This is a genomic window from Actinoplanes sp. NPDC023714 (genome assembly GCF_040639855.1).
Taxonomy (GTDB): Bacteria; Actinomycetota; Actinomycetes; order Mycobacteriales; family Micromonosporaceae; genus Actinoplanes.
In genome coordinates this window covers 86,073-107,599 of the sequence record NZ_JBFAAR010000010.1, presented here as the reverse complement: position 1 = coordinate 107,599, position 21,527 = coordinate 86,073, and the positions used below count along the sequence as shown (strand labels likewise).

Here is a 21,527-nt window from a genome sequence, read left to right as displayed (position 1 = left end):
GCAGACCGAAGCATCGTATGTATTGTTGGCACTGCCAAAGAAACCGAGGCGACTCAAAGGAGATCACCATGTCCCGTCTCGCCACCGTCGACCCCGCCACCGCCGAGGGTCAGGCCCGCACCCTGCTGGGCCGCGTCGAGCGCGCCCTCGGCGTCACCCCGAACATGATGCGGGCGATGGCCAGCTCGCCGGCCGTGCTCGACGCCTACCTGCAGTTCTCCGGGGCCCTGTCGAAGGGCCACCTGCCGGCCCGGGTCCAGGAGCAGATCGCGCTGGTCGCCGCCGTGGAGAACGAGTGCGGCTACTGCCTCGCGGCGCACACCGTGCTCGGCGCCCGGGCCGGTGTCAGCGAGGAGGACCTGGCCGACGGCCGCTCGGCGCGGGCCTCCGACCCGAAGGCCGAGGCCGCCCTGGTCTTCGCGAAGCAGGTCATCGCCAGCAAGGGCTTCGTCTCCGACGAGGAGCTGGAGGCGGTCCGCGCGGCCGGTTACAGCGACGGTGAGATCGGCGAGATCGTGGCGGCGGTCGCGCTCAACACGTTCACCAACTACTTCAACTCGGTGGGGCAGACCACGCTGGACTTCCCCGAGGTCACCGGCGCCGCAGTGCGGCACTGACCTCGGTACGCGAGGTCACGCCCAGTTTGCGCAGGATGCTGGAGACGTGGATCGCCGCGGTCTTCGGCGAGATGAAAAGGCGCTGGGCCAGCTCGGCGTTGGTCAGCCCGTCGCCGATCAGCACGGCGACCTCGTGTTCCCGCGGGGTGAGGGCCGAGGGTGACGGGCCGAGCAGGACGCGTACCCGGTCGAGCTGGGCGACCCGCCACCCGGCCCATCCGGCGAGCAGCGGCCGAGCGGCCTCCAGGTGGGCGAGGGCCTCGGCGCGGCGGTCCGCTGCGAGCAGGCAGCGGGCCGCGCCGACCCGGACCGTGCCGCGGACGGCCGGCGAGAAGATGTGCGCGTCGACGATGGAGAGGTAGCGGTCCAGCGCAGCCCCGTGCCGGCCGTGCGCCTCGGCGACCTGGGCCTCGACCAGGGTGCGCAGGGCGTCCCAGACGTCGGCGTCCAGCAGTTCGAGGGCCATCCGGTCGAGCCGGTCGGCGGGCAGGCCGAGCTCCAGGGCCGCGGAGATCAGGTCGTGGGCCTGCTCGCCGCTGCGCCAGGACTGGCCGGCCAGCGCCGCGAACAGGTCGTCCAGGGCGGCCTCGGCGCGTGGCCGGTCGCCGCGCCGGCACGCCAGGTGGAAGACCAGGCCGGGGACCGTGGTCGGCGGGTTGTTCGGCAGCGTCATGATGCCCGCGATGAGTTCCTCGACCCGGTCCAGCTCGCCGGCCTCCAGGTAGAGGCCGGCCAGGAAGACCGAGTGGTAGTCGGCCCAGCGGCCGCGGCGCTGGTATCCGCGGTCCTGCTCCCGGCCCTCCTCCAGCGCCGTGATGGCGGCCCGCAGGTCGCCGGCGCGGATGGCGAGCCGGGCCCGGCCCTGGAAGTAGGTGGCGACGGCGAGCGATTCGAAGCCGGCCCGTTCGGCGTCGACCCGCATCCGTTCCAGGTCGGCGGCGTGCTCGACCGGGTCGGCGGGCGGCTCGCCGTGCACCAGGGCGTTGAGGGCGCGGGCGGCGAGCACCCACTCGCCGGCCCGCTCGGCCTCGTCCACCAGCTCGGACAGGATCTTGCGGCCGTCGGCGGCGGTCCGCGGCAGCTCGGAGAGCGTGGAACCCTTCTCCAGCAGAGCGGCGAGGCGCACGTTCGGCAGCCCGAACTCGTCGGCGAGGGCGATCGCCCGGTCGGCCCAGGCCAGGGCGGCGTCGAAGTCGTCGCGCAGGTACGCCGACTGGGCGATCGCGGTCATCGCCTTGGCCTGGTCGGCGCCGGGCGGCAGCTGCGCGATCAGCGTCTCGATGTCCTCGGTGAGCGCCCGCATCTCGGCGGTGTCCCGGACCTCCCAGGCGAGCCGGACCAGCAGGTACAGCGACAGGGCGCGGTCGGTCATGCTGGTGGCCAGGTCACGCCATCTCCGCCCGTACGCAAGCGCCTCGTCCAGGAGGCCGGCCAGCCAGGCCGCGTTGGCGGCCGAGGAGAGCAGTTCGGTGTCGTCGGGCAGCTCGGCCAGGCCCATCTCGGCGAGCTGCAGCGCCTGGTAGGCCGAGCCGATCGAGAGGTAGAGCCCGGCGCCGTGCCGGGCCGCCGCGATCATGTCGTCGTAGCGGCCGGCGCCGTGCGCGTGATGCGCCACCATGGCCGGATCCGACGCCCCCTCACGGAGCAGCACCTCCAATGCTGCCTCGTGCAGCCGGCGGCGCTGGCGGCCGAGCAGCCGGGACGCGATCGCCTCGCGGACCAGCGCGTGCCGGAACGCGAACTCGTCCTCGCCGGACTCCACCAGCACCCCGCGGGTGACCAGGTCGCGCAGCACCGCGATCAGCTCCTCCTCGCCCGCGCCGGTCACGCCGGCCAGCAGGTCGAACGGGATGCGGTGGCCGAGCACGGTGGCCGCCTCGACGATGCGGTGGCTCACCGGGTCGAGGTCGTCGACCTGCCGGCGCAGGACGTCGGCGAGGCTCCACGGCAGGGGCTGCTCGACCAGCGCCTCGACGTCGTTCCCCGGCAGCGCCCGCAGCAGCTCCTCCAGGAAGAACGGATTGCCGCCGGTCCGATGGTGCAGCGCGGTGGCCGCCCGCAGCGGCGCCGGCGACCCGGTCGCGGCGGCCAGGAGGGCGGCCGTCTGCGACGGCGTCAGGCGATCCAACCGTACGTGGGTGACGGCGTGCCGGCGTTCCATCCGGGCCAGCAGCCCCGCCACCGGTTGCCGGCGGGTGACCTCGTCCGGCCGGTAGGTGCCGATGAGCAGCCGCGGCCCGGGCTGGTCGGCGATCCGCTCGAACAGCGCGGCGCTCTCCGAGTCGGCCCAGTGCAGGTCCTCGAAGACGACGACGGCGGGGGAGTCGCCGATCAGCCCGTTCAGGATCGCGAGGCCGGCGTGCAACCGTTCGACCGGGCTGAGCGCCGGATCGGTGAGCCTCTCGGTGTCCACCCCCGAGCGGCCGTCGATGGCGTCGAGCAGCACCTCGTACGGCCGGGACAGCGAGCCGGGCTCGGCCTGCCCGACCAGCACGACGGTCTGCGGGGAGAGGGTCCCCAGCAGCTCGTGCACCAGCCGGGTCTTCCCGATGCCCGGCTCGCCCGCGATGATCGCGACGGCCGGTTCGCCCGCGGCGGCGAGCTGTGCCAGCCGGCTCAGCTCGCCCTCCCGCCCGATCATCATCGGGCTGGCGCCACCGCGGTAGATTCGCACGGCGCCAGCGTACCGGCGGCCTTCGCGCCGGCCGGATGCCCGCGCACCGGCTCACGCCCGGCCCGCAGGAAGCGGCGCGCGCTGCGCAGCAGGCGTCCGCGGTCGGCCTCGGCCACGAGCTCGCGGTGCCGGTCGTGGACCAGCGACATCATGATCTCCGGGTGCATCAGCATGGTTCTCGTCCTCCTCGTTCGTCCTGGTGATGTATTCATCGTCGTGGCTGAGGAGGGGTGCTCACATCGGGAGCGATCACCTAACTCCGCGGGCCAGCGATGCCTAGAAAGGCCTCCTTGCGGTGTAGGAGTAACCGTGGTTACATCGCTTCCATGAGTGGGTGGGTGTTGCTGGCGTACCGGATACCGCGGGAACCGTCGCGGCCCCGGATCGCGGTGTGGCGCAAGCTCGAGCGGCTCGGGGTGGCACGGCTCGGCGACGGTCTCGTGGCGCTGCCGGCCGACGCGCGGACGCGGGAGCAGTTCGACTGGGTCGCCGAGGAGATCGTCGAGGCCGACGGGTCGGCGACGGTCTGGCTGGCCGACCCGGCGACCGCCGAGCAGGAGCAGCAGATCGCGGCCGGGATGCAGGAGGCGCGGGCCGCGGAGTACCGGGCGGTCGCCGACGAGGCCGTGGCGGCGCGCGGCGGCACCGACGCCGAGCGCGGCCGGGTGCTGCGGCGGCTGCGGGCCGAGCTGCACCGGATCGGCAAGCGCGACTTCTTCCCTCCGGCGGAACGCGAGCGGGCCCGCGCCGCCGTCGAAGAACTGACCACCGTCACCGATAGGGAGCACGCATGAGGTGGGCCACCCGGGCCGGGGTGCACATCGACCGGGCCGCCTGCGCCTGGCTGATCCGCCGGCACATCGACGCGCGGGCCGAGTTCGTCTTCGTCGGCTCGCCCGCCGCGGTGCCGGCCGACGCCACGCCGTTCGACATGCGCGGCGCCGACCTCGGCCACCACGGCGGCGACTGCACGTTCGAGACGATCCTGCGCCGCTACGAGCTGCACGACCCGGTGCTCTGGCGGATCGCCGAGATCGTGCACGAGGCCGACGTCGACGACGAGAGGTTCGACGCCCCCGAGGCCCCCGGCCTCGACGTGATCCTGCGCGGCCTGTCGATGGTCTGCGACGACGAGGAGACGCTGCGCGTGACCGCCCCGATGTTCGACGGCCTCTACGAGTACCACCGCCGCGCCCTGCTGCTGAACAGGCCTCCGGCATGACCACGACGACGGACGTGGTGCCGTTCCGGGAAGCCGTCCGCACCTGGTTCCTGATCTCGCTGCAGACGTTCGGCGGCCCGGCCGGGCAGATCGCCGTGATGCAGCGCCACCTCGTCGACGAGCGCCGCTGGATCGGTCAGCGCCGCTTCCTGCACGCGCTGAACTACTGCATGCTGCTGCCCGGCCCGGAGGCCCAGCAACTCGCGATCTACGTGGGCTGGCTGCTCAACGGCGTGCGCGGCGGGCTGGTGGCGGGAAGCCTTTTCGTGTTGCCCGGCATGGTGGCCCTGCTCCTTCTTTCGATCATTTATGCCGCGTACGGCGGGAGCACCGTGGTGACGGCGCTCTTCGCCGGCCTCGCCCCGGCCGTGGTCGCGGTCGTGGCGCAGGCCGTCTGGCGGGTCGGCAGGCGTTCCCTCACGAGCCCGGCTCTGATCGGGCTCGCGGTGGCGGCGTTCCTGGCCCTGGCCGTGTTCGGCATCCCGTTCCCGCTGGTCATCGCGTTCGCGGCGGGCGCCGGGTGGCTGCTGCACCGGATCGGCCGCCTCGACGAGCGCGCCGCCGGCGGGACCCCCGACGGCCCGGCGCCGCTGATCTCCGACGACGCCCTGCACCACGACCGTCCCTCGGCCCGCCGGACCGTCACGATCCTGGCCGCCGGGCTGGCCGCCTGGTTCCTGCCGATCGCGCTGTTCGCCGTCACGACCGGCGCCGGCAGCGTGTTCACCCGGCAGGGCCTGTTCTTCTCGGGCACGGCCGTCGTCACGTTCGGCGGGGCGTACGCGGTCCTCGCCTTCGTGGCCCAGCGCGCCGTCGAGCACTACGGCTGGCTCTCCGCCGGCGACATGGTCCGCGGCCTCGCCCTCGCCGAGTCCACGCCCGGGCCGCTGATCATGGTGGTGCAGTTCGTGGCGTTCCTCGGCGCCTACCACCAGCCGGGCTCGCTCGACCCCTGGGTGGCCGGGGTGCTCGCGTCCCTGCTCACCACGTGGGTGACGTTCGTGCCGTGTTTCCTGTTCATCCTGTTGGGAGCGCCGTACGTGGAACGGCTGCGCGGCAATCGCGCGCTCTCGGCGGCGCTGACCGGCATCACCGCCGCGGTCGTCGGGGTGATCGCCTCGCTGGGGCTGTTCTTCGCGGTGCACACGCTCTTCGGCGAGGTCCGGCCCGGGCCGTGGGCGCTGGAGCTGCCCGTTCCCGGGTCGGTCCGGTGGACGTCGCTGGCGATCGGCGTGGTGGCCGGAGTGTTGATCTTCAAGGCGAAGTGGCCGGTGCTGCGGGTGCTGGGCGTCTGCGCGGCGCTGGGGCTGGCCGCGAATTTCTTCTGACGGTTTCCTCAACCCGCTGGCGGGCGCGGCCGATACGACCTGTCCGCCACGGGGAGGAGCCTTCATCTTGGGAACGAGCACGACGCGACGACGGTTTGCCATCGCTGCCGCCGGACCGGCGATTGCCCTGATTCTCACGGCCGGCGCGGTGCCGGCACAGGCGGCAGCCGCTGAGCACGCTGCCGCGACCGTAGCCGGCGGCGTCGACGACGCTGCCGCGACCATCGCCGCCTCGGCGGGGACGACCTGGGCCGACACGATGCGCCGGAAGTTCGACCTGGAGACGTACACGGCACGCCTCTCCACCCAGTTGCCGGCGCTGAAGGCGGCCGCGGCCACCCGCGGCTCGGCCGCGGCCGAGGCCCGGCAGGCCGAGACGGCTGCCGAGGCGGTCATGGACAAGGCCGTCGGGACGAGGCGCACCATGCTCGCCCGGCACGCCGCCGCGCTGAACGCCGCCAAGCTGGCGAAGAAGGCCCTCGTCGCCGCGAAGAAGCAGAAGCCGTACAGCAAGACCCGGGTCGCCAAGGCCACGGCCGCCGTGACGAAGGCCGAGGCCGCCGCGAAGAACCGGGCCGTCATCGCGCAGACCAGCGCCGCGACCCTGAAGCTCACCCAGACCCGGCACGCGACCGCCGAGAAGAAGCTGGCCGCCGCCACGACCGCGCACGAGACTGCCGTGAAGACCGTCGCGTACGCCGAGAAGCGCATCACGTCGTACCCGAAGGACCGGGCCGCCCTCGCCGCTCAGGCCTCCCAGCTCAGCCAGGCCGTCGTGACCCAGTCCCGGGTCAAGTTCACGACCACCCAGGTCTACGGCGTCACGGTGAACCGGGTCGTCGCCCTGTCGTTCCAGCGCATGATCGACGACGCGGCCAAGTCGGGCGTGAAGCTGTCCGGCGGCGGTTTCCGGACCAAGGATCAGCAGATCGCGCTCCGCAAGGCCAACGGCTGCCCGGACATCTGGACCGCGCCCTCGTCGTCCTGCCGCGTCCCGACCGCGATCCCCGGCCGGTCGCTGCACGAGATCGGCCTCGCCGTCGACATGACCTCCGGCGGCAAGTCCATCAACACCCGCAAGAGCCCCGCCTTCCAGTGGATGGCCGCGAACGCCGGCAAATACGGCTTCGTGAACCTGCCCTCCGAGCCCTGGCACTGGTCGATCACGGGTAGCTGATCGAGGCCGCCACCTCACCCGGCGACCGAAGGCCGGCGTCGACGACGAAGTCCTCGACGCCGGCCTCGTCCAGTATCCGGTCCAGTTCGCCGGACCGCTTCAGGTGCCACTCCAGGCCGGCCGGGTCGTGCTCGTGCCGGCGGATCAGGCGCTCCCGGACGATCGCGAGGTCGACCCGGAGCCGGCCGACGGCCAGCGGCACGCCGAGCGCCTCCCGGTAGGCGTCCCGCTCCTGCCGGCTCTCCACCACCCCGGCCAGGATCAGCCGCTCGGCGCCCGCGGCGAGGAAGTTCCGGGCCACCGCCCGCAGGTTGCGCAGCGTGATGGCGCCGTTGAAGGGGTCGGCCGGCGGGCTGGGCCAGCTGCGCCGCAGCCAGTCGACGTCGACGACGGCGTGCGGGATCCGCTTCTCGGCCAGCAGATCGCCGAGCGCCTCCGCGACCGTCGTCTTGCCCGAGCCGACCGTGCCGGTGAGCAGCAGTGCGTGACCCATCCGGGGACTCCTTTCTCCCTCGTACGATTGAGAATGGCTTTGATGGGCAACTCCACGCGCCATGAAAAGGACGTTGTCCATGATCGCGGGCGCGGCGCTGCTGCTCGCGGGCTGTGGCTCGGTGGGGGGACGTGAGGACGCGGCCTCCGCGGTCGCCGAGCTTCTGCTGTCGGCGACGGCCGCCCGGGACGGCGCGCAGGCGTGCGCCGTGCTGGCCCCGAACACCGTGGCCGAGCTGGAGGATGCGGCCGGGAAGCCGTGCGCCGAGGCGGTCCTCGACGAGGATCTCCCCGAGCCGGGCCCGGTGACCGGCAGCTCCGTCTACGGCCAGTGGGCGCAGGTGCACGTCGCCGGCGACACGGTCTTCCTCGGTGTCTTCGCCGGAGGCTGGCGGGTCGTCGCGGCCGGCTGCACGCCGCGGGGCGAGGCCCCGTACGACTGCTCGTTGCAGGGGAGCTGAGCCGTGCGAACCCTGTTCGTCTCCCTCCTGCTCGTAGTGGCCGCCGGCCTGATCCTCTTCACGGCGCTGGGGGTGCTGCACCGGTGAGGCGATTCCTCCGCGAGAACGCCCTGGGCCTGGTCTTCTGCCTGCTCTTCCTGGTCGTCCTGGTCGGGCAGGCGGTCGCCGGGCACGCCGCCTTCAACCAGCAGCAGCTCACCGAGGGCCTGCCGCCGGTCTCCTTCGGCCGGTACGTCACCTCGGCCAGCTTCGGCGCCGACGTCCTGGAGAACTGGCAGTCCGAGTACCTCCAGTTCTTCCTCTACATCTATCTGACGGTGTGGCTGCTCCAGAAGGGCTCCCCGGAGTCGAAGGAGCTCGGCAAGGCCGGCCGCGAGTCCGATCGGGATCAGAAGGTCGGCGCGTTCGCCGACGACGAGTCGCCGAGGTGGGCGCACGCCCGCGGCGTCAAGCTGTGGCTCTTCTCCAACTCGCTCGGCCTGGTCATGGGCCTGATCTTCGTGCTGTCCTGGCTCGGCCAGTCGATCGCGGGGCGGGCCGCCTACAACGAGGAGCAGCTCGGCAACCTTCAGGACCCGGTCACCTGGACGCAGTACCTGACCGAACCCGACTTCTGGAACCGCACCCTGCAGAACTGGCAGTCCGAGCTCCTCGCCGTCGCCTCCATGGCCGTCCTCTCCATCTACCTCCGCCAGCGGGGCAGCTCCCAGTCCAAACCGGTGGGCGCGGCCCACGGCGCCACCGGCGTCGAGGGCTGACCTCAGACCGCGGTCCCGGGCGGCGACTTGAGGTGCGCCGCCGCCTCGGCCGGCCAGCCGCCGCGCCCCGCCCGGCGGGCGACGGCGGCCAGCCGCACCAGGTCGATGTTGACCCCGGCGGCGCCGCTCGGGTCGTCGACCCGCAACCGCACGTCCAGGCTCACGGCGGTGCCGGCCCACCCCTGCGCCTCGATGTTGAGGTGGGCGATCTTCTGCGACCCGAGGTGCGGCAGATAGCCGAGCGGCGCGATCTCCACCGGGCCGGCGCCGAGCGCGTTCCGCTTGGATTGCTTCTTGCTCTCCGGGTTCGCCACCAGGTTGCGGAAGTCCTCGGTGCCGCCCAGGTTGACCTGGTACGAGCTGGTCAGCGTCAGGCCGCGCTCCTCGAGCAGCCGCAGCAGCGTGCCGTGCACCACCGACACCCCGAACTGGCTGGCCAGGTCGTCGCCGATCAGCGGCAGCCCGGCCTCCTCGTACCGCCGGAGCAGCGCCGCGTCCCGCGCCACCGGGTCGGCCGTGGTGTTCACGAACGCGACGCCGGCCCGCAGTGCCGCCTCGGCGTAGGCGCGGGCGACCTCCGGCCGGCCGCTCGGCGCCGAGTACAGCACCACCTCGGCGCCCGCGAGCGCCGCCGCCACCTCCTCGATCCCGCTCGCGTCGGTGAGCCCTCGCCGCACGACGACGCCCGACGGCGCGAGGTCGCCGCCCAGGCGGGGGACGTTGTTGGGCGGCGCGAAGATCGCCTCGTGCAGGTCCTTGCCGACCTTCGCGCCGGAGAGGGCGAAGGCCGCCACGACGTCGACGTCCCCGACCGTCAGCCCGCCGATCTCCGGCCGGTGGACGCCGGCGAGACTCCCGGTCCGCCGGTACAGGTTCATGCCCTGCACCAACGCCGACGTGTTGTTGCCGACGCCGATGACGGCGACCCTCGCGTTTTCGATCACGGGCCGAGACTACGGGGTTTCGTCGATGGGGGAGCGGGTAGGCGGGGCCGGTGAGCGACACATCCCTCCAGACTCGCAGCAAGGGGCTCGGGCTGCCCGGCATCGTGCTCGGGGTCGGGCTCGGCGGCTTCCTCGACGGCATCCTGCTGCACCAGGTCCTGCAGTGGCATCACCTGCTGACCAGCACCGACACCGACAACATCGGCATCGACTACTATCCGGCGGACACCGTCGACGGCCTGCGGATGAACACGTTGTGGGACGGGATCTTCCACACCGTCACCTGGCTGGCCGTGCTGCTCGGGCTCGCCCTGCTCTACTCGCGGATCACCACCGGCCGGGGGCGGGTGTGGCGGTCGCGGGAGCTGTGGGGCTGGATGCTGACCGGCTGGGGGATCTTCAACCTGGTCGAGGGGATCGTCGATCATCATCTGCTGGGCATCCACCACGTGCACGGCGGTCCGCACCAGCTGTGGTGGGATCTCGGCTTCCTCGCCCTGGGGGCGCTCCTGATCGGAATCGGCCAGGCCCTGCTTCGCGATACAAGAAAGCGCGACGAGAGCCGGTGAGCCACCCGCACCACCTCGACCTCGCGCTGCTGGTCATGGCCGCCGCGATCGGCTACGAGCTGCTGGCCGCGCGCGTCCCGGACTGGCCGCCGCGCCGCACCCTGTTCTTCCTGGCCGGGGCGGCGCTGCTGGTCGCGGGCCTGACCCTGGAGGCGGCCGGCTTCCGCGCGCACATGCTGCAGCACCTGCTGATCGGGATGCTGGCGCCGCTGGGGCTCGTCCTGGGTGCGCCGGTCACGCTCCTTCTGCGTACGTCGCCCCGCCCCGTGGCTCGGCTGATCGGCCGGGCCCTGCGCCACCGCGCCGTCCACCTCGTCGCGAACCCGGTGACCGCCCTGGCGCTGAACCTGGGCGGCCTGGCCGTCCTGCACGTCACCCCGCTCTACGCGGCCACCACCCGCGACCCGGCCCTGGCCACGCTGGTCCACGTGCACTTCGTGCTCTCCGGATACCTGTTCGCCTGGGTGGTGGCCGGCCCCGACCCGGCGCCGCGGCGGCCGTCCGTGCCGGCCCGCCTCGTCGTGCTGGGTGTGGCTGTCGCGTTCCACTCGATCTTCTCGCAGCTGCTCTACGCCGGGGTGATCGACGTGCCGGCGGCGGCGGAGGAGCGGCGGGGCGGCGCCGAGCTCATGTACTACGGCGGGGACATCGCCGAGCTGCTCCTCGCCGCCGCCCTCGTCAGCGGATGGCGGCCCCGGCGTCAGGGTGTGAAGACGGCCCGCACGCAGTCGTCCTCCTTGTCCTTGAACATCCGGTAGCCCTCCGGCGCCCGCTCCAGCGGCATCGTGTGGGTGGCCAGGTGCTCGGTGACCAGCTCACCCTTCGCCATCCGCTGGAGCAGCATCGGGATGTAGCGCTGACCGTGCATCTGCGCACCCCGTACGGTGAGGCCCTTGTTCATCAACGCACCCAGCGGGAACTTGTCCACGAAGCCGGCGTAGACGCCCAGCACGAAGACCGAGCCGCCCTTGCGGCAGGCGTGGATGGCGTCCCGGACCGCGACCGGGCGGTCGGTCTGCAGCCGCAGCTGCTGCTTGAGCTGGTCGTAGCCGAACTGGATCCCGGGGGAGTGCGCCTCCATGCCGACCGCCTCGATGCACACGTCCGGTCCCCGCCCGCCGCTGCGCTCGCGCAGCTCACCGGCGACGTCCTCGCGCTCGTAGTTGACGGTCTCCGCGCCGATGTGCCGGCGTACCTGGGCGAGGCGGTTGTCCAGGCGGTCGATGACGACGACCCGGTCCGCGCCGAGCAGCACCGCCGCCCGGGCCGCCATCTGGCCGACCGCGCCGGCGCCCCACACCGCGACGACGTCACCGGGCTTCACCCCGCCCAGGTCGGCGCCCATCCAGCCGGTCGACGCCGAGTCGGAGGCGAACAGCGCCCGCTCGTCGCTGACCTCGTCGGGGACGGTGAACGCGCCCACGTCGGCGAACGGCACCCGGATGTACTCGGCGTGGCTGCCGGCGTTGCCGCCCATCGCGTGCGAATAGCCGAAGCAGCCGCTCGGCGCGTGCCCCCACAGCGTCTCGGTGATCGCCGGGTTGGTGTTGCCGTTGTCGCAGAGCGAGAAGAGCTTCTGGTCGCAGTACCAGCAGTTGCCGCAGGAGATGAACGAGGAGACGACCACCCGGTCGCCGACCCGGTGGTTGCGCACGTCCGGGCCGGCCTCGACGACCTCGCCGAGGAACTCGTGCCCGAGCACGTCGCCCTTCTCCATGAACGGGATGTAGCCGCCCAGCAGGTGCAGGTCGGAGCCGCAGGTCACGGTCTTGGTGACCTTCACGATGATGTCACCGGGGTTGCGCAGCTCCGGATCGGGAACGGTCCCGACGGCGAGCTTGTTGACCCCCTGCCACTGCAGCGCCCTCACAGCAGGCCTCCCTCGCGGCCGTGCCGGGTGGCGGTCTGCAGCGGCCGGTTCGTGAGGGTCCGCACGGTCGTCGGCGGCCCGGACGGCAGCAGCACGTCCCCGGCCTCGAGCAGCGAACGGGTCTCCCGCAGCGCCCGGCGCACGTCACCCGCCGTGGTCTTCGAGCCTTCCGGGATGCGGACGGCGATCTCGGTCCCGCGGTCGCCGGGCGCGGCCCGCAGCGAGATCTCCACATCCCCGGCGATCTCCCGCAGCGAGCCCGGGAGCTGCTCGGACTCCAGTTCGGACAGCTGCCGGTACACCGTCACCACGTGCCGGCGGGATGCGTTGCCGCGGCTTCCGCGTCTGGTCGCGGCCACCGCGACGGCGCCGGCCGCGAGCGGCCCGGCAATCATCAAGATCCTTCTTGTACGACCCATGGCTGCCTGTTACCACGGGCACCGGGGTCTAAACGACGGGCGGGACCCGCACCTGCCGGGCGACCGTGCCGACTTCGAGGATGTCGAGCAGGCCGGTGATCTCGAGGACCTGGAACACGTTCTCCGACACGGCCGGCATGGCGAACCGGGAGCCCGCCTGGTGGCAGACCCGGCGGCAGCGCAGCAGCGCCCGGATCCCGGAGGAGTCGAGGAACGTGAGCCCGGCCGCGTCCACCTGCACGGGAGTCGTGCCGCAGCGGTGCACCACGCCCGCGATCACGTCCTGCAGCGGCGCCACCTCTTCGCCGTCGAGCTCCCCGGCGAGCATGACGAGGACCGGGCCGCCCGGGTCCGGTTCGGTCACGGCGATGTCGAGTCGCCGGTGCGGGTAGTGGCGCATGGTCCGTACCACGCTACGCCCTTCCGCGCAGCCCGGTGAGAGATCGACAAGATCTTATCCGTACGGAGAGAGTCGCGATCCCGCTGACGTCGGGGCCGGCGCTCTGACAGGCTGATGGCCTCGACCGGCCTGGGCGGCGGATCCGGCGGCATTGTGGAACGTTGATCTCATGACGACAGTGCTGATCACCGGAGCGGGCGGCGGCGTGGCGGCCTACCTGCGCCCGGCCCTGGCGGACGCCTACGACCTGCGCCTCACCGACCGCCGGCCCGGCCCGGGCGTGATCACGGGCGATCTCACCGACGCGGCGTTCGCCCGGCGGGTGTGCGAGGGGGTGGACGCGGTCGTGCATCTCGCCGCGGACGCCGATCCGAACCAGCCGTGGGAGCGGCTGCGCGACCCGAACGCGAACGCCGCCGTGAACGTGCTGGACGCCGCGGTCGCGGCCGGGGTGTCACGGGTCGTGCTGGCGAGCTCGTTGCACGCGGTCGGCGGTCATGCGGACGCCGGGCTGACCGGCGTGGGCGAGGACGTCACCCCGTACCCATGCTGCTCCTATGGGGTGGTGAAGGTCTTCACCGAGAACATGGGGCGCCTGTATGCGGAGGACCACGACCTGAGCGTCGTCTGCCTGCGGCTCGGCGGGGTGCGCGACGAGCCGATGGCCCGCAGCTGGCTCCCGGGCTGGCTGAGCGGCGGCGACCTGGTGCGGCTCGTGACCGGCGCCCTCACGGCGGACGTGCGCTACGGCGTCTACCACGGGGTGTCCGCCAACGGGACGAAGATGTGGCGCTACGACCGGGCGCGGGCCGAGCTCGGCTACGAGCCGCAGGACGACGCCGAGACGTTCGCCGGACGGGTGCCGGACGACATGACCGGCCGCGCGCCGGGGTCGAGGATGGCGCACCTGACCTAGGCGGCTAGGCGGCCGGCGCCTCGCGGCTCAGGTCCGCGAGATCCACGCCCGCCTCGGACAGCAGCCGCTCGACCGCCGCCAGGTCCAGGCCGTCGAGCGTGCTGTCGTCGTGCCGCAGCCGGTACCAGCGCTGCTCGTCGCGGCGGATCACCTCGACCCGCCAGCGGCCGTCCGCGGTCTGCAGCGCGCCCTCCACGAACTCCACCGGCGCCGGGACGTGGACGGCCGCGGCCGGGCTGCGGTCGGTGCGCAACCCCCGCCAGGACGGGTGCCGCAGCCGGCGGTCCGGCGTCCAGTTCCGGTAGGCCACCTCGCCGACCAGCGCCGGCTCCACCCACTGGGCGTGCCGGACGTGCTCGCGTGGCACGCCGGGCAGCGGGGGAGTGGCGCGCCGCAGCGGCCCTAGCTGCTCCCGGAGCTGTTCCAGCACGGCGTGCGTGAATCCGGTCCCGACGTGGCCGGCGAACCGCAGCGTCCCCGCCTCGTCCCGGACGCCGAGCAGCAGCGATCCGACGGTCCCCGCCCGTCTGCCCTCCCCGGGCTTCCATCCGACGATCAAGACCTCTTGGGTACGGGTGAACGGCACCTTCGTCCACGACCCCACCGCGCGGCGGCCGGGCCGATACACGCCGTCGAGGCGTTTCGCGACGACGCCCTCCATGCCGGCCAGTTCGGCGGCCCGCAGCACGGCCCGGCCGTCCGACCCGGCGAAGTGCGGCGGGGTCTGCGGGATCCCCAGCCCGGCCAGCAGTTCCCGGCGGGTCGCGTACGGCTCGTCGAGCAGCGACCGCCCGTCCAGCCAGAGCAGGTCGAACGCGTAGTAGACCACCGGCACCGCGGCGAGCAGCGCCGGCGGGGGCGCGCCGACGTGGATGCGGGCGGACAGCCGGGCGAACGACGGCCGCTCCCCGGCCTCCAGCGCCACGATCTCGCCGTCCAGCACGGCCCGCCGCCCCGCTTCGGCGAGAGCGCCCAGCTCCGGGTAGTGGCCGGTGACGTCGTTGCCGTTGCGCGACATGACCCGGACCGTCCCGCCGTCCACATACGTGACCGCCCGGACGCCGTCGTACTTGAACTCGAACGCCCAGCCCGGCCCGGCCGGCAGCGGCCCGGCCGCGGCCAGCATGGGGGCGATGAGCTCCGGCATCGAGGTCACGATCGTCAGCTACCCGCTCGCGGGCCGCCGATGCGCCGGTGATCGAACTACCGCCGTGGAATTCGCCCGTCGGTGCGACCATCCGGAGACCTGCCGCATAACGGTTTTTCCGCATGGATAATGCCTGGTCGGCGGCGTATGGTGAGCCCCGCCATGAGAGTGACCGCCGACCTCGTCATCGCGGCTCAGCATGGCGACCGCCGATCGCTCGAGGCGTTGATGAGCGCGTCGCTGCCGTTCGTCCACGCCATCGTGGCCCGGGCCGTGGACAGCCCGGACGACGCCGACGACGTCGTGCAGGACACCATGCTGCGCGCCGTCCGCGACCTGCCCGGGCTGCGGTCGCCGGAGAGCTTCCGGCCGTGGCTCGCCGCGATCGCGGTCCGGCAGGTCGGGACCCTGCAGAGCCGGCGGGAGTCGGCGCGGGCCCGGTCGGCGCCGCTCGACGAGGTCGCCGGCGCGCCCGATCCGGCCGCCGACGTCGAGGGCCTCGCGGTGCTGCGGACCCGGATCACCGGTCAGCGGCGGGAGGTGGCCGAGGCGGCGCGCTGGCTCGACCCCGACGACCGGACCCTGCTGTCGCTGTGGTGGCAGGAGACCGCCGGGCTGATGACCCGGGGCGAGGTGGCCGAGGCGATCGGCCTCAATCCGGCGCACACCGGCGTACGCATCCAGCGCATGCGCGAACAGCTCGACCTGGCCCGGTCCGTCACGGCGGCGCTGCGAGCCGACCCGCGCTGCCCGGACCTGACCGCGGCGGCCGCCGGCTGGGACGGCGCGCCGGGCCCGCTGTGGCGCAAACGGCTGGCCCGGCACGTCCGCTCCTGCCCGATCTGCACCGCCGCCGAGCCGGAACGGGTTCCGGTGGAGCGCCTGCTCGGAAGCGTGCCCGCGCTCGCGGTGCCGCCCGGCCTGATCGAGGCGGTCCTGGCCAAGGGCTCGGCCGCGACCCTCGCGAAGGGCGCGGCCGTGACGACGAAGGGCGGCCTGCTGGGTGCCCTGTCCGCGCATCCGGTCGCCGCGGCGATCGCCGGCGTCACGGCGGCGGCCGCCGTGGTGGTCCCGGTCGTGCGCGGCGACGACTCCCTCGCCACCACCACGATCCCGCAGGTCACCGCCGCGCCGCCGGCCCGGGTGACGCCGGCCCGCACACCGGCGTACTCCGCGGCGGCGTCTTCCGCGGCACCGGCGTCCGAGGCGCCGGCCTCTACGGCACCGGCCTCCACGGCGCCGGCTTCCACGGCGCCTGCCCGGCCGGGGACCGTCGGCCGCGGGCGCGTCTCGCTCGCCTGGACCGGCGGCGGCTACGTGACCGCCCGCGAGACCACCACCGCGACGATCCAGGCCACCCGCACCGACCAGCAGATCTTCGAGGCCGTGGACGGCCTGGCCGACCCCGGATGCGTCTCGTTCCGCACCCTCGACGGCCGCTACCTGCGGCACTACGAACTGCTGATCTACACGCACAGCGCCCAGGACACCGCGATCTTCCGGGAGGACGCCACCTACTGCCCCGAGCCCGGCACCACAGCCGGATCCGTCATGCTGCGCTCGCACAACTACCCGGACTTCTGCCTGCGCTGGACCGGCGCCGAGTTCCGGATCGGCTTCGACGACGGCAGCGCGAAGTTCCGGGCCGACAGCAGCTTCGTCGTCGGGGAGCCGGCCGGCCGTTGACGGGCCCGCGCCCGGATGCCGAGTCTGTGCCATGGCGACCGTGCGTTCGGCTGGGATCCGCAGCTTCGCCGGGGTGGTACGGGACCTGGGCGCCGACCCGACGTCCTGGCCGCCACCGGGCTTACGTCGTACCCGAGGCTCCTGAAGATCTCGGGCCGACAGGCCCGTTCATGGACATGCCGTCGGGCTGTCTCGTCCGGGCCGCGGCCACGATGCCCCGGGCGGCGGACCGGCATTCGTGGGCGTTCCGGCAGAACGTGCCGGTCGATGGGTGGATGACCAATCACGCACGACTCGACGAAGGGCTGGTGTACGGATGAGGGCGGTCGTGGTCCGGGACGGTGTGCTGACGGTCGAGGAGGTGCCGCTTCCGGTGCCCGGCCCCGGCCAGGTGCGGCTGCGGGTGACGCGCGCCGGCATCTGCGGGTCCGACCTGCACGTCCGTCACGAGGCCGAGGCCAGCGCCGACGTGGCCGCCGAGGTGGGGTACGACCATTTCATGCGCCGCTCGCACAGCGTCGTGATGGGCCACGAGTTCACCGGCGCCGTCGAGTCCTACGGTCCCGGCTGCCGCCGCCGCTGGCGGATCGGCCAGCCCGTCGTCGCCCTCCCGCTGATCAAACACGGCGACGAGATCCACATGACCGGGCTGTCGACCCGGGCGCCCGGGGCCTACGCCGAATACATGCTGGTGGCCGAGGAGGCGACGTTCCCGGTGCCGGTCGGCGTCCCGGCCGACCTGGCGGCGCTGACCGAACCCCTCGCGGTGGCCCACCACGCGGTCCGGCGCGGCCGGGTGGGCCGCAACGACGCCGCCGTGGTGATCGGCTGCGGCCCGATCGGCCTCGCGGTGATCCTCATGCTGAAGGCCGCCGGGGTCCGGCACGTGGTCGCCGGCGACCTCAGCCCTGCCCGCCGCGATCTCGCCCGATCCTGCGGCGCCGACGTCGTGGTCGATCCCGCCGCCGAGTCGCCGTGGGCCGCGCTGGACTCACGCTCCGAGCTCGTCACGTCGGCCACGGCGCTCTACAGCGCCGGCCTCGACGCCCTGCGCGACCTGCGCCGCCTCCCCGGCGTGCCGTGGTGGACCGCCATGCGGGCGGGTCAGCGGCTCGGGGCGGGCCCGCGCGGCGCCGTCGTCTTCGAGTGCGTGGGCCTGCCCGGCGTCATCGAGGAGATCGTCACGAGGGCTCCCTTCCGCTCCCGGGTCGTGGTCGTCGGCGTCTGCATGAAGCCGGACACCTTCCGCCCCACGATGGCCAGCAACAAGGAGATCGACCTGCGCTTCTCCTTCTGCTACGACCCGGTCGAATTCCGGGAGGCGCTCCAGATGGTGGCCCGCGGACGCCTCGACCCGCGTCCGCTGCTGACCGGCGTCGTGGGGCTGGAGGGGGTGGCGGAGGCCTTCGAGGTGCTGTCCCGAGCCGACAGCCAGGCCAAGATCCTGGTCGACCCGGCCAGCGGAGTGACCACGGTGCGGGCTACGGTGCATCGAAACTGATCTCGATCGATGGGAGCAATGAGGGTGCGCAGACTCGTCACCGCCCTGGCCGTCCTCGTGGTGGCCCTGCTCGGCACCCCGGCACCGGCGTCGGCTGCCGACGACTTCACGACGCTCGTCAACAAGCGCAGCGGGCTGTGCCTGGACCAGGACTACTCCGGCGGCACGCCACACTCGACACCGCTGGCCTGGCGGTGTCTCAACAACAGCAACCAGCAGTGGAACCTGAAGCTGATCAGCACCGGCAGCAGCCCGGGCGTGTACCGGATCATCAACAAGCGCAGCGGCCAATGCCTCGACCAGGACTTCACCGGCGGCGTGCCGCACAGCCGGGTGCTGGTCTGGACGTGCAACGGCAACGGCAACCAGCACTGGGAGCTGGTCCTCAACAACGGCGGTTACCGGCTGCGCAACATCCTCAGCGGCAAGTGCCTCGACGAGGACTACACCGGCGGCGTTGCGCGTTCCACGATCCTGGCGTGGACCTGCAACGACCAGGCGAACCAGCGCTGGTAACCCGGCCCAGCCCCGATACCGCCGGGCGTGGGCGGCGGCGCGGTTCAGCGGCAGGGTTGGTTCCTCCCGTCGGGGTCAGCGCTGCCGCCTGCCGGCACCGTCGCCGCCTGGCTCTTCGGCCCGGCAGGCCGGTGAGTCAGCCGATCGCCGGGTGGAACGAATTCTCCACGACTCCGCCGTAGGCGTTGACCGCCGCCGGGGCCATCCCGGCCTCGGCGCCCTTGTCCTCACCGGTGCGGGCGTCCAGCGTGAACGGCTTGCCGTCGGCCTGTCCGTAGACGGTGCCGTGCCAGGCCGCGGTCAGGTAGGGGTACGGCTCACCGCCCGCCGGAAGCTGCCACAGCAGCTTCCCGGTGCTGGTGTCGAGGCCGAACCCCGCCCGGCTGCCGGTACAGGCCGCCACGCCCTGCTGGTCGTCGTGGCAGGTGTCCACGCTGATGTCCGCCCCGATCGCCAGTTCGGTGAACTTTCCTGCCGCGTCCACCACGGCGACGACGCTCCTCATGTCGTCGGTTTCCAGGCCGTCCACCACGGCGAACTTCGGCCCGGCCGGATCGATGCCGGGAGGAAGCGGGCTGCGCTTCTCCCACAGTGGCTCGCCGTCGGTGACGCGGACGCCGGTCACCGAAGTCAGGTCGGCGCCGGTCAGCCCGACGATCGTGGTGCCGAGCACGGCATGGGCCTCCAGGCCCGGCATGGTCCAGAGCGTCTTGCCGGTGGCCAGGTTCACGGCGACCGTCTCGACGGTGTCCGGATCGGCGCCGGTCGGGATGCCGGAGAGCACCACCGCGACGTCACCCTTCGCGCCCACGAGCGCAAGCCGGCTCATGGATGGATCGGTGACCGGTGGGAGGTCGATCTCCACGGTGCCGAGGCTCGCCCCGGTCGCGGCGTCGGCGACGACGAGCACCCCGCCGTCGTCGACCACGTACGGCGTCACGACGCGGGCACCCGCCAGGACGGGACGGTGGTAGCCCGGATCGCCCTCGTCGGGCGGCCCGTCGGAGGGCTTCAGCAGGCCCGCCCGGGAACCGTCGGTCAGCCGGGTGACGGCCACCCCCTCCCACGTGCCGGCGAACGCCAGCGCCCCGTGCAGCAGCACGTCGTCGGTGCCGAGGGGCAGACCCGCGGGGTCGAACCGCAGCGGTGGGTCGACCTGCCTGCCGGTCATGGTGGGGCCCTGGACGGCGGGCGGGTCCGAGATGGGGGTGGACGGTCCGGCCGCCGGCGTCTTCGTGGAGCCGCAACCGGCGGCGGTGAGCACCGCCAGCAGCGCACCGGCGAGCTTGATCCGACTGGAGATCATGAGAGCGTATTCAAACAGATCCGGTGCGGCTCCATCGAGCGGCGGGGTAACCCCGATCGATGGAGCCGCCCTCGGCGGTCAGCGGGCGGTGCAGGTGGCGGCTGCCGGGCCGGTCCCGGTGCCCTGGAAGCCGAACTGGGTGGTGCGGCCGGCCGCGACGGCGCCGTTGTAGTTCACGTTCGTGAAGGTCACCGCGCCGGTCGTGCCGCTACCGGTCGCGCTCCACGCGTTGGTGACGGCCGATCCGGACGGCAGGGTGGTGCCGACGGTCCAGCCGTTGATCGCCGAGGCGCCGGCGGTGACCGTGACGGTGGCGACGTAGCCGCCGTTCCACGAGTTCAGCGAGATCGAGGCGGTGCAGCCGCCCGGGACCGGCGGCGACGAGGAGGACGGGGACGGTGAGGGCGACGACGGTGAGGGCGACGAGGGTGACGGCGAGACCGGGGTTCCGTCCAGCCCGAAGAAGCTGATCGCCATCCTGGCCTGGCCGGCCATCGGGAGCGAGTGTCCGACGCCGGCGATGCTGATGGCCTGGACCGGCGGCTGCGCCGAGGTGTCGCCGTACCAGGTGCGGGTCCAGCCGGACTGCGGCGTGTCGGTCTTGACCGGTGTCTGGCTGACGCCGTGCACGTCGGTCCACTGCTTGATCTCTTCGCCGAAGTTGTTGTAGTGCAGGGTGGTGTCGGTGACGCCGTGCCACAGCTGCATCCGCGGGCGAGGGCCGGAGTAGCCGGGGTACGAGTTGCGTACCGCGTTGCCCCATTCCAGAGCGGTCTTACTGACCTGGCCGCTCGCGCACGCGCTGTTCCAGCCGGCCTGCTGGCTCGGGTCGGCGGGGTTGCCCGCGGTCGCCTGGAAGCAGGTGTGCGGCACGCCCATGAACGCGGCGCCGCCGGCGAACACGTCCGGGTAGTCGGCGAGCAGCACGTTCGTCATCATCGCGCCGGACGAGGCGCCGGTGACGAAGGTGCGTGCCGTGTCGGTGGCGTACCTCTGCTGCACGTACTTGACCATCGAGGTGATGCCGACCGGGTCGCTGTTGCCGTTGCGGGTCAGCGCGCCCGCCGAGGAGACGTCCCAGCAGTTCCCGGTACGCACTGTCGACGGGTAGATGACGATGAAACCGTACTGGTCGGCCAGCGACTTGAACTCGGTGCCGGAGTAGAACGCCGGGCCGGAGCCGGTGCAGTAGTGCACGGCCACCAGCACGGCCGGCTTGGCGGGCAGCCGGTCGGGGACGTAGAGGTACATCCGGATGCCGGTGGGGTTGGTGCCGAACCCGGTGACCTCGGTCAGCGCCGCCGCGGAGGCCGGCGACGCCGGGAGGAGCGCGGTGGTGGCCACCAGGCCGGCGAGGACCGCCGTGACCGAGGCCAGCAGCGCGCGCCAGTGTCTTCTCATGGTCGGTTCCTTTCGCCGATGCGGCACGGGACGGCCCGTGACCACACCGGGGTGGGGGATGCGGGGTGCGGCCGGAACCGGGCAGTACGGCGAACGACCGGGGGAGACAGCCCTGATCCGGGT

The 21,527-nt window shown here is 72.8% G+C and carries 23 protein-coding genes; 13 read left to right on the top strand and 10 right to left on the bottom strand.

Features of this window, described 5'->3' with window-relative positions; all coding sequences use genetic code 11:
- Window positions 1-68 precede the first annotated feature (68 nt).
- Window positions 69-617 (top strand): carboxymuconolactone decarboxylase family protein, encoded by a 549-nt coding sequence (locus AB0G10_RS34140; RefSeq protein ID WP_360931328.1) that lies wholly within the window; start codon window positions 69-71, stop codon window positions 615-617.
- Here the strand turns inward: AB0G10_RS34140 and AB0G10_RS34135 are convergent.
- Window positions 592-3,291 (bottom strand): AAA family ATPase, encoded by a 2,700-nt coding sequence (locus AB0G10_RS34135; protein ID WP_360931325.1) that lies wholly within the window; start codon window positions 3,289-3,291, stop codon window positions 592-594. The two genes, AB0G10_RS34140 and AB0G10_RS34135, sit on opposite strands and share 26 nt — an antisense overlap.
- Window positions 3,258-3,464 carry a hypothetical protein gene (locus AB0G10_RS34130; protein ID WP_360931322.1) on the bottom strand — a complete coding sequence of 69 codons (207 nt, stop codon included), beginning with the start codon at window positions 3,462-3,464 and terminating at the stop codon, window positions 3,258-3,260. The genes AB0G10_RS34135 and AB0G10_RS34130 overlap by 34 nt, the downstream gene beginning before the upstream one ends.
- A gap of 153 nt (window positions 3,465-3,617) precedes the next feature.
- Between AB0G10_RS34130 and AB0G10_RS34125 the strand changes: the two genes are divergently transcribed.
- From AB0G10_RS34125 to AB0G10_RS34110, 4 genes are all read left to right on the top strand, one after another.
- Window positions 3,618-4,085 carry a Chromate resistance protein ChrB gene (locus tag AB0G10_RS34125; RefSeq protein ID WP_360931319.1) on the top strand — a complete coding sequence of 156 codons (468 nt, stop codon included), beginning with the start codon at window positions 3,618-3,620 and terminating at the stop codon, window positions 4,083-4,085.
- A complete protein-coding gene (locus tag AB0G10_RS34120; RefSeq protein ID WP_360931316.1) occupies window positions 4,082-4,513 on the top strand; it encodes a chromate resistance protein ChrB domain-containing protein in 432 nt (143 codons plus the stop codon). The genes AB0G10_RS34125 and AB0G10_RS34120 overlap by 4 nt, the downstream gene beginning before the upstream one ends.
- Window positions 4,510-5,841, top strand: a complete 1,332-nt coding sequence (gene chrA / locus AB0G10_RS34115) for a chromate efflux transporter (protein ID WP_360931313.1) — start codon at window positions 4,510-4,512, stop codon at window positions 5,839-5,841. The genes AB0G10_RS34120 and chrA overlap by 4 nt, the downstream gene beginning before the upstream one ends.
- Before the next feature lie 148 nt (window positions 5,842-5,989).
- Window positions 5,990-7,018, top strand: coding sequence for a M15 family metallopeptidase (locus AB0G10_RS34110; RefSeq protein ID WP_360931310.1), 1,029 nt, complete (start codon window positions 5,990-5,992; stop codon window positions 7,016-7,018).
- On the opposite strand, the gene AB0G10_RS34105 is transcribed toward AB0G10_RS34110, so the two are convergent.
- Window positions 7,005-7,511 carry an adenylyl-sulfate kinase gene (locus tag AB0G10_RS34105; protein WP_360931307.1) on the bottom strand — a complete coding sequence of 169 codons (507 nt, stop codon included), beginning with the start codon at window positions 7,509-7,511 and terminating at the stop codon, window positions 7,005-7,007. The genes AB0G10_RS34110 and AB0G10_RS34105 overlap by 14 nt on opposite strands.
- Window positions 7,512-7,590: 79 nt before the next feature.
- Here AB0G10_RS34105 and AB0G10_RS34100 point away from each other — a divergent pair, with 79 nt between their 5' ends.
- Window positions 7,591-7,971 carry a hypothetical protein gene (locus AB0G10_RS34100; RefSeq protein WP_360931304.1) on the top strand — a complete coding sequence of 127 codons (381 nt, stop codon included), beginning with the start codon at window positions 7,591-7,593 and terminating at the stop codon, window positions 7,969-7,971.
- An 83-nt stretch (window positions 7,972-8,054) separates the two neighbouring features.
- Window positions 8,055-8,729, top strand: coding sequence for a DUF6766 family protein (locus AB0G10_RS34095; protein ID WP_360931301.1), 675 nt, complete (start codon window positions 8,055-8,057; stop codon window positions 8,727-8,729).
- 2 nt (window positions 8,730-8,731) lie between these two features.
- Here the strand turns inward: AB0G10_RS34095 and AB0G10_RS34090 are convergent, their stop codons facing one another.
- Complete coding sequence (locus AB0G10_RS34090) at window positions 8,732-9,673, bottom strand: inositol-3-phosphate synthase (protein ID WP_360931298.1); 942 nt, start codon at window positions 9,671-9,673, stop codon at window positions 8,732-8,734.
- A gap of 50 nt (window positions 9,674-9,723) precedes the next feature.
- On the opposite strand from AB0G10_RS34090, the gene AB0G10_RS34085 reads away from it, so the two are divergent.
- Window positions 9,724-10,242 carry a DUF2243 domain-containing protein gene (locus tag AB0G10_RS34085; protein WP_360931295.1) on the top strand — a complete coding sequence of 173 codons (519 nt, stop codon included), beginning with the start codon at window positions 9,724-9,726 and terminating at the stop codon, window positions 10,240-10,242.
- Entirely contained in the window at window positions 10,239-11,000 is a 762-nt protein-coding gene (locus AB0G10_RS34080) for a cytochrome c oxidase assembly protein (protein WP_360931292.1), read from the top strand. The genes AB0G10_RS34085 and AB0G10_RS34080 overlap by 4 nt, the downstream gene beginning before the upstream one ends.
- Here the strand turns inward: AB0G10_RS34080 and AB0G10_RS34075 are convergent.
- Genes AB0G10_RS34075 through AB0G10_RS34065 form a run of 3 tightly spaced genes read right to left on the bottom strand, consistent with a single transcriptional unit; the run spans window position 10,943 to window position 12,931 of the window.
- Window positions 10,943-12,112 carry a zinc-dependent alcohol dehydrogenase gene (locus AB0G10_RS34075; protein WP_360931289.1) on the bottom strand — a complete coding sequence of 390 codons (1,170 nt, stop codon included), beginning with the start codon at window positions 12,110-12,112 and terminating at the stop codon, window positions 10,943-10,945. The two genes, AB0G10_RS34080 and AB0G10_RS34075, sit on opposite strands and share 58 nt — an antisense overlap.
- Window positions 12,109-12,507 carry a hypothetical protein gene (locus AB0G10_RS34070; RefSeq protein ID WP_360931286.1) on the bottom strand — a complete coding sequence of 133 codons (399 nt, stop codon included), beginning with the start codon at window positions 12,505-12,507 and terminating at the stop codon, window positions 12,109-12,111. Before AB0G10_RS34070 ends, AB0G10_RS34075 begins: the two co-directional genes overlap by 4 nt.
- 52 nt (window positions 12,508-12,559) lie before the next feature.
- The gene (locus AB0G10_RS34065) at window positions 12,560-12,931 is read right to left on the bottom strand and encodes an STAS domain-containing protein (protein ID WP_360931283.1); all 372 of its coding nucleotides are present in this window, start codon (window positions 12,929-12,931) and stop codon (window positions 12,560-12,562) included.
- Between the two features lie 169 nt (window positions 12,932-13,100).
- Here AB0G10_RS34065 and AB0G10_RS34060 point away from each other — a divergent pair, with 169 nt between their 5' ends.
- Entirely contained in the window at window positions 13,101-13,847 is a 747-nt protein-coding gene (locus AB0G10_RS34060; protein WP_360931280.1) for an NAD(P)-dependent oxidoreductase, read from the top strand.
- Between the two features lie 4 nt (window positions 13,848-13,851).
- On the opposite strand, the gene ligD is transcribed toward AB0G10_RS34060, so the two are convergent.
- Window positions 13,852-14,994 (bottom strand): non-homologous end-joining DNA ligase, encoded by a 1,143-nt coding sequence (ligD, locus tag AB0G10_RS34055; RefSeq protein WP_360931277.1) that lies wholly within the window; start codon window positions 14,992-14,994, stop codon window positions 13,852-13,854.
- A 162-nt stretch (window positions 14,995-15,156) separates the two neighbouring features.
- Here ligD and AB0G10_RS34050 point away from each other — a divergent pair, with 162 nt between their 5' ends.
- From AB0G10_RS34050 to AB0G10_RS34040, 3 genes are all read left to right on the top strand, one after another.
- Entirely contained in the window at window positions 15,157-16,680 is a 1,524-nt protein-coding gene (locus tag AB0G10_RS34050) for a sigma-70 family RNA polymerase sigma factor (RefSeq protein ID WP_360931274.1), read from the top strand.
- A 316-nt stretch (window positions 16,681-16,996) separates the two neighbouring features.
- Entirely contained in the window at window positions 16,997-18,181 is a 1,185-nt protein-coding gene (locus tag AB0G10_RS34045) for a zinc-binding dehydrogenase (protein WP_360931271.1), read from the top strand.
- A gap of 24 nt (window positions 18,182-18,205) precedes the next feature.
- Window positions 18,206-18,697 carry an RICIN domain-containing protein gene (locus tag AB0G10_RS34040; RefSeq protein ID WP_360931268.1) on the top strand — a complete coding sequence of 164 codons (492 nt, stop codon included), beginning with the start codon at window positions 18,206-18,208 and terminating at the stop codon, window positions 18,695-18,697.
- Between the two features lie 136 nt (window positions 18,698-18,833).
- Here the strand turns inward: AB0G10_RS34040 and AB0G10_RS34035 are convergent, their stop codons facing one another.
- Complete coding sequence (locus AB0G10_RS34035; RefSeq protein ID WP_360931265.1) at window positions 18,834-20,003, bottom strand: hypothetical protein; 1,170 nt, start codon at window positions 20,001-20,003, stop codon at window positions 18,834-18,836.
- A gap of 78 nt (window positions 20,004-20,081) precedes the next feature.
- Complete coding sequence (locus tag AB0G10_RS34030; protein ID WP_360931262.1) at window positions 20,082-21,404, bottom strand: PHB depolymerase family esterase; 1,323 nt, start codon at window positions 21,402-21,404, stop codon at window positions 20,082-20,084.
- Window positions 21,405-21,527: the final 123 nt, after the last annotated feature.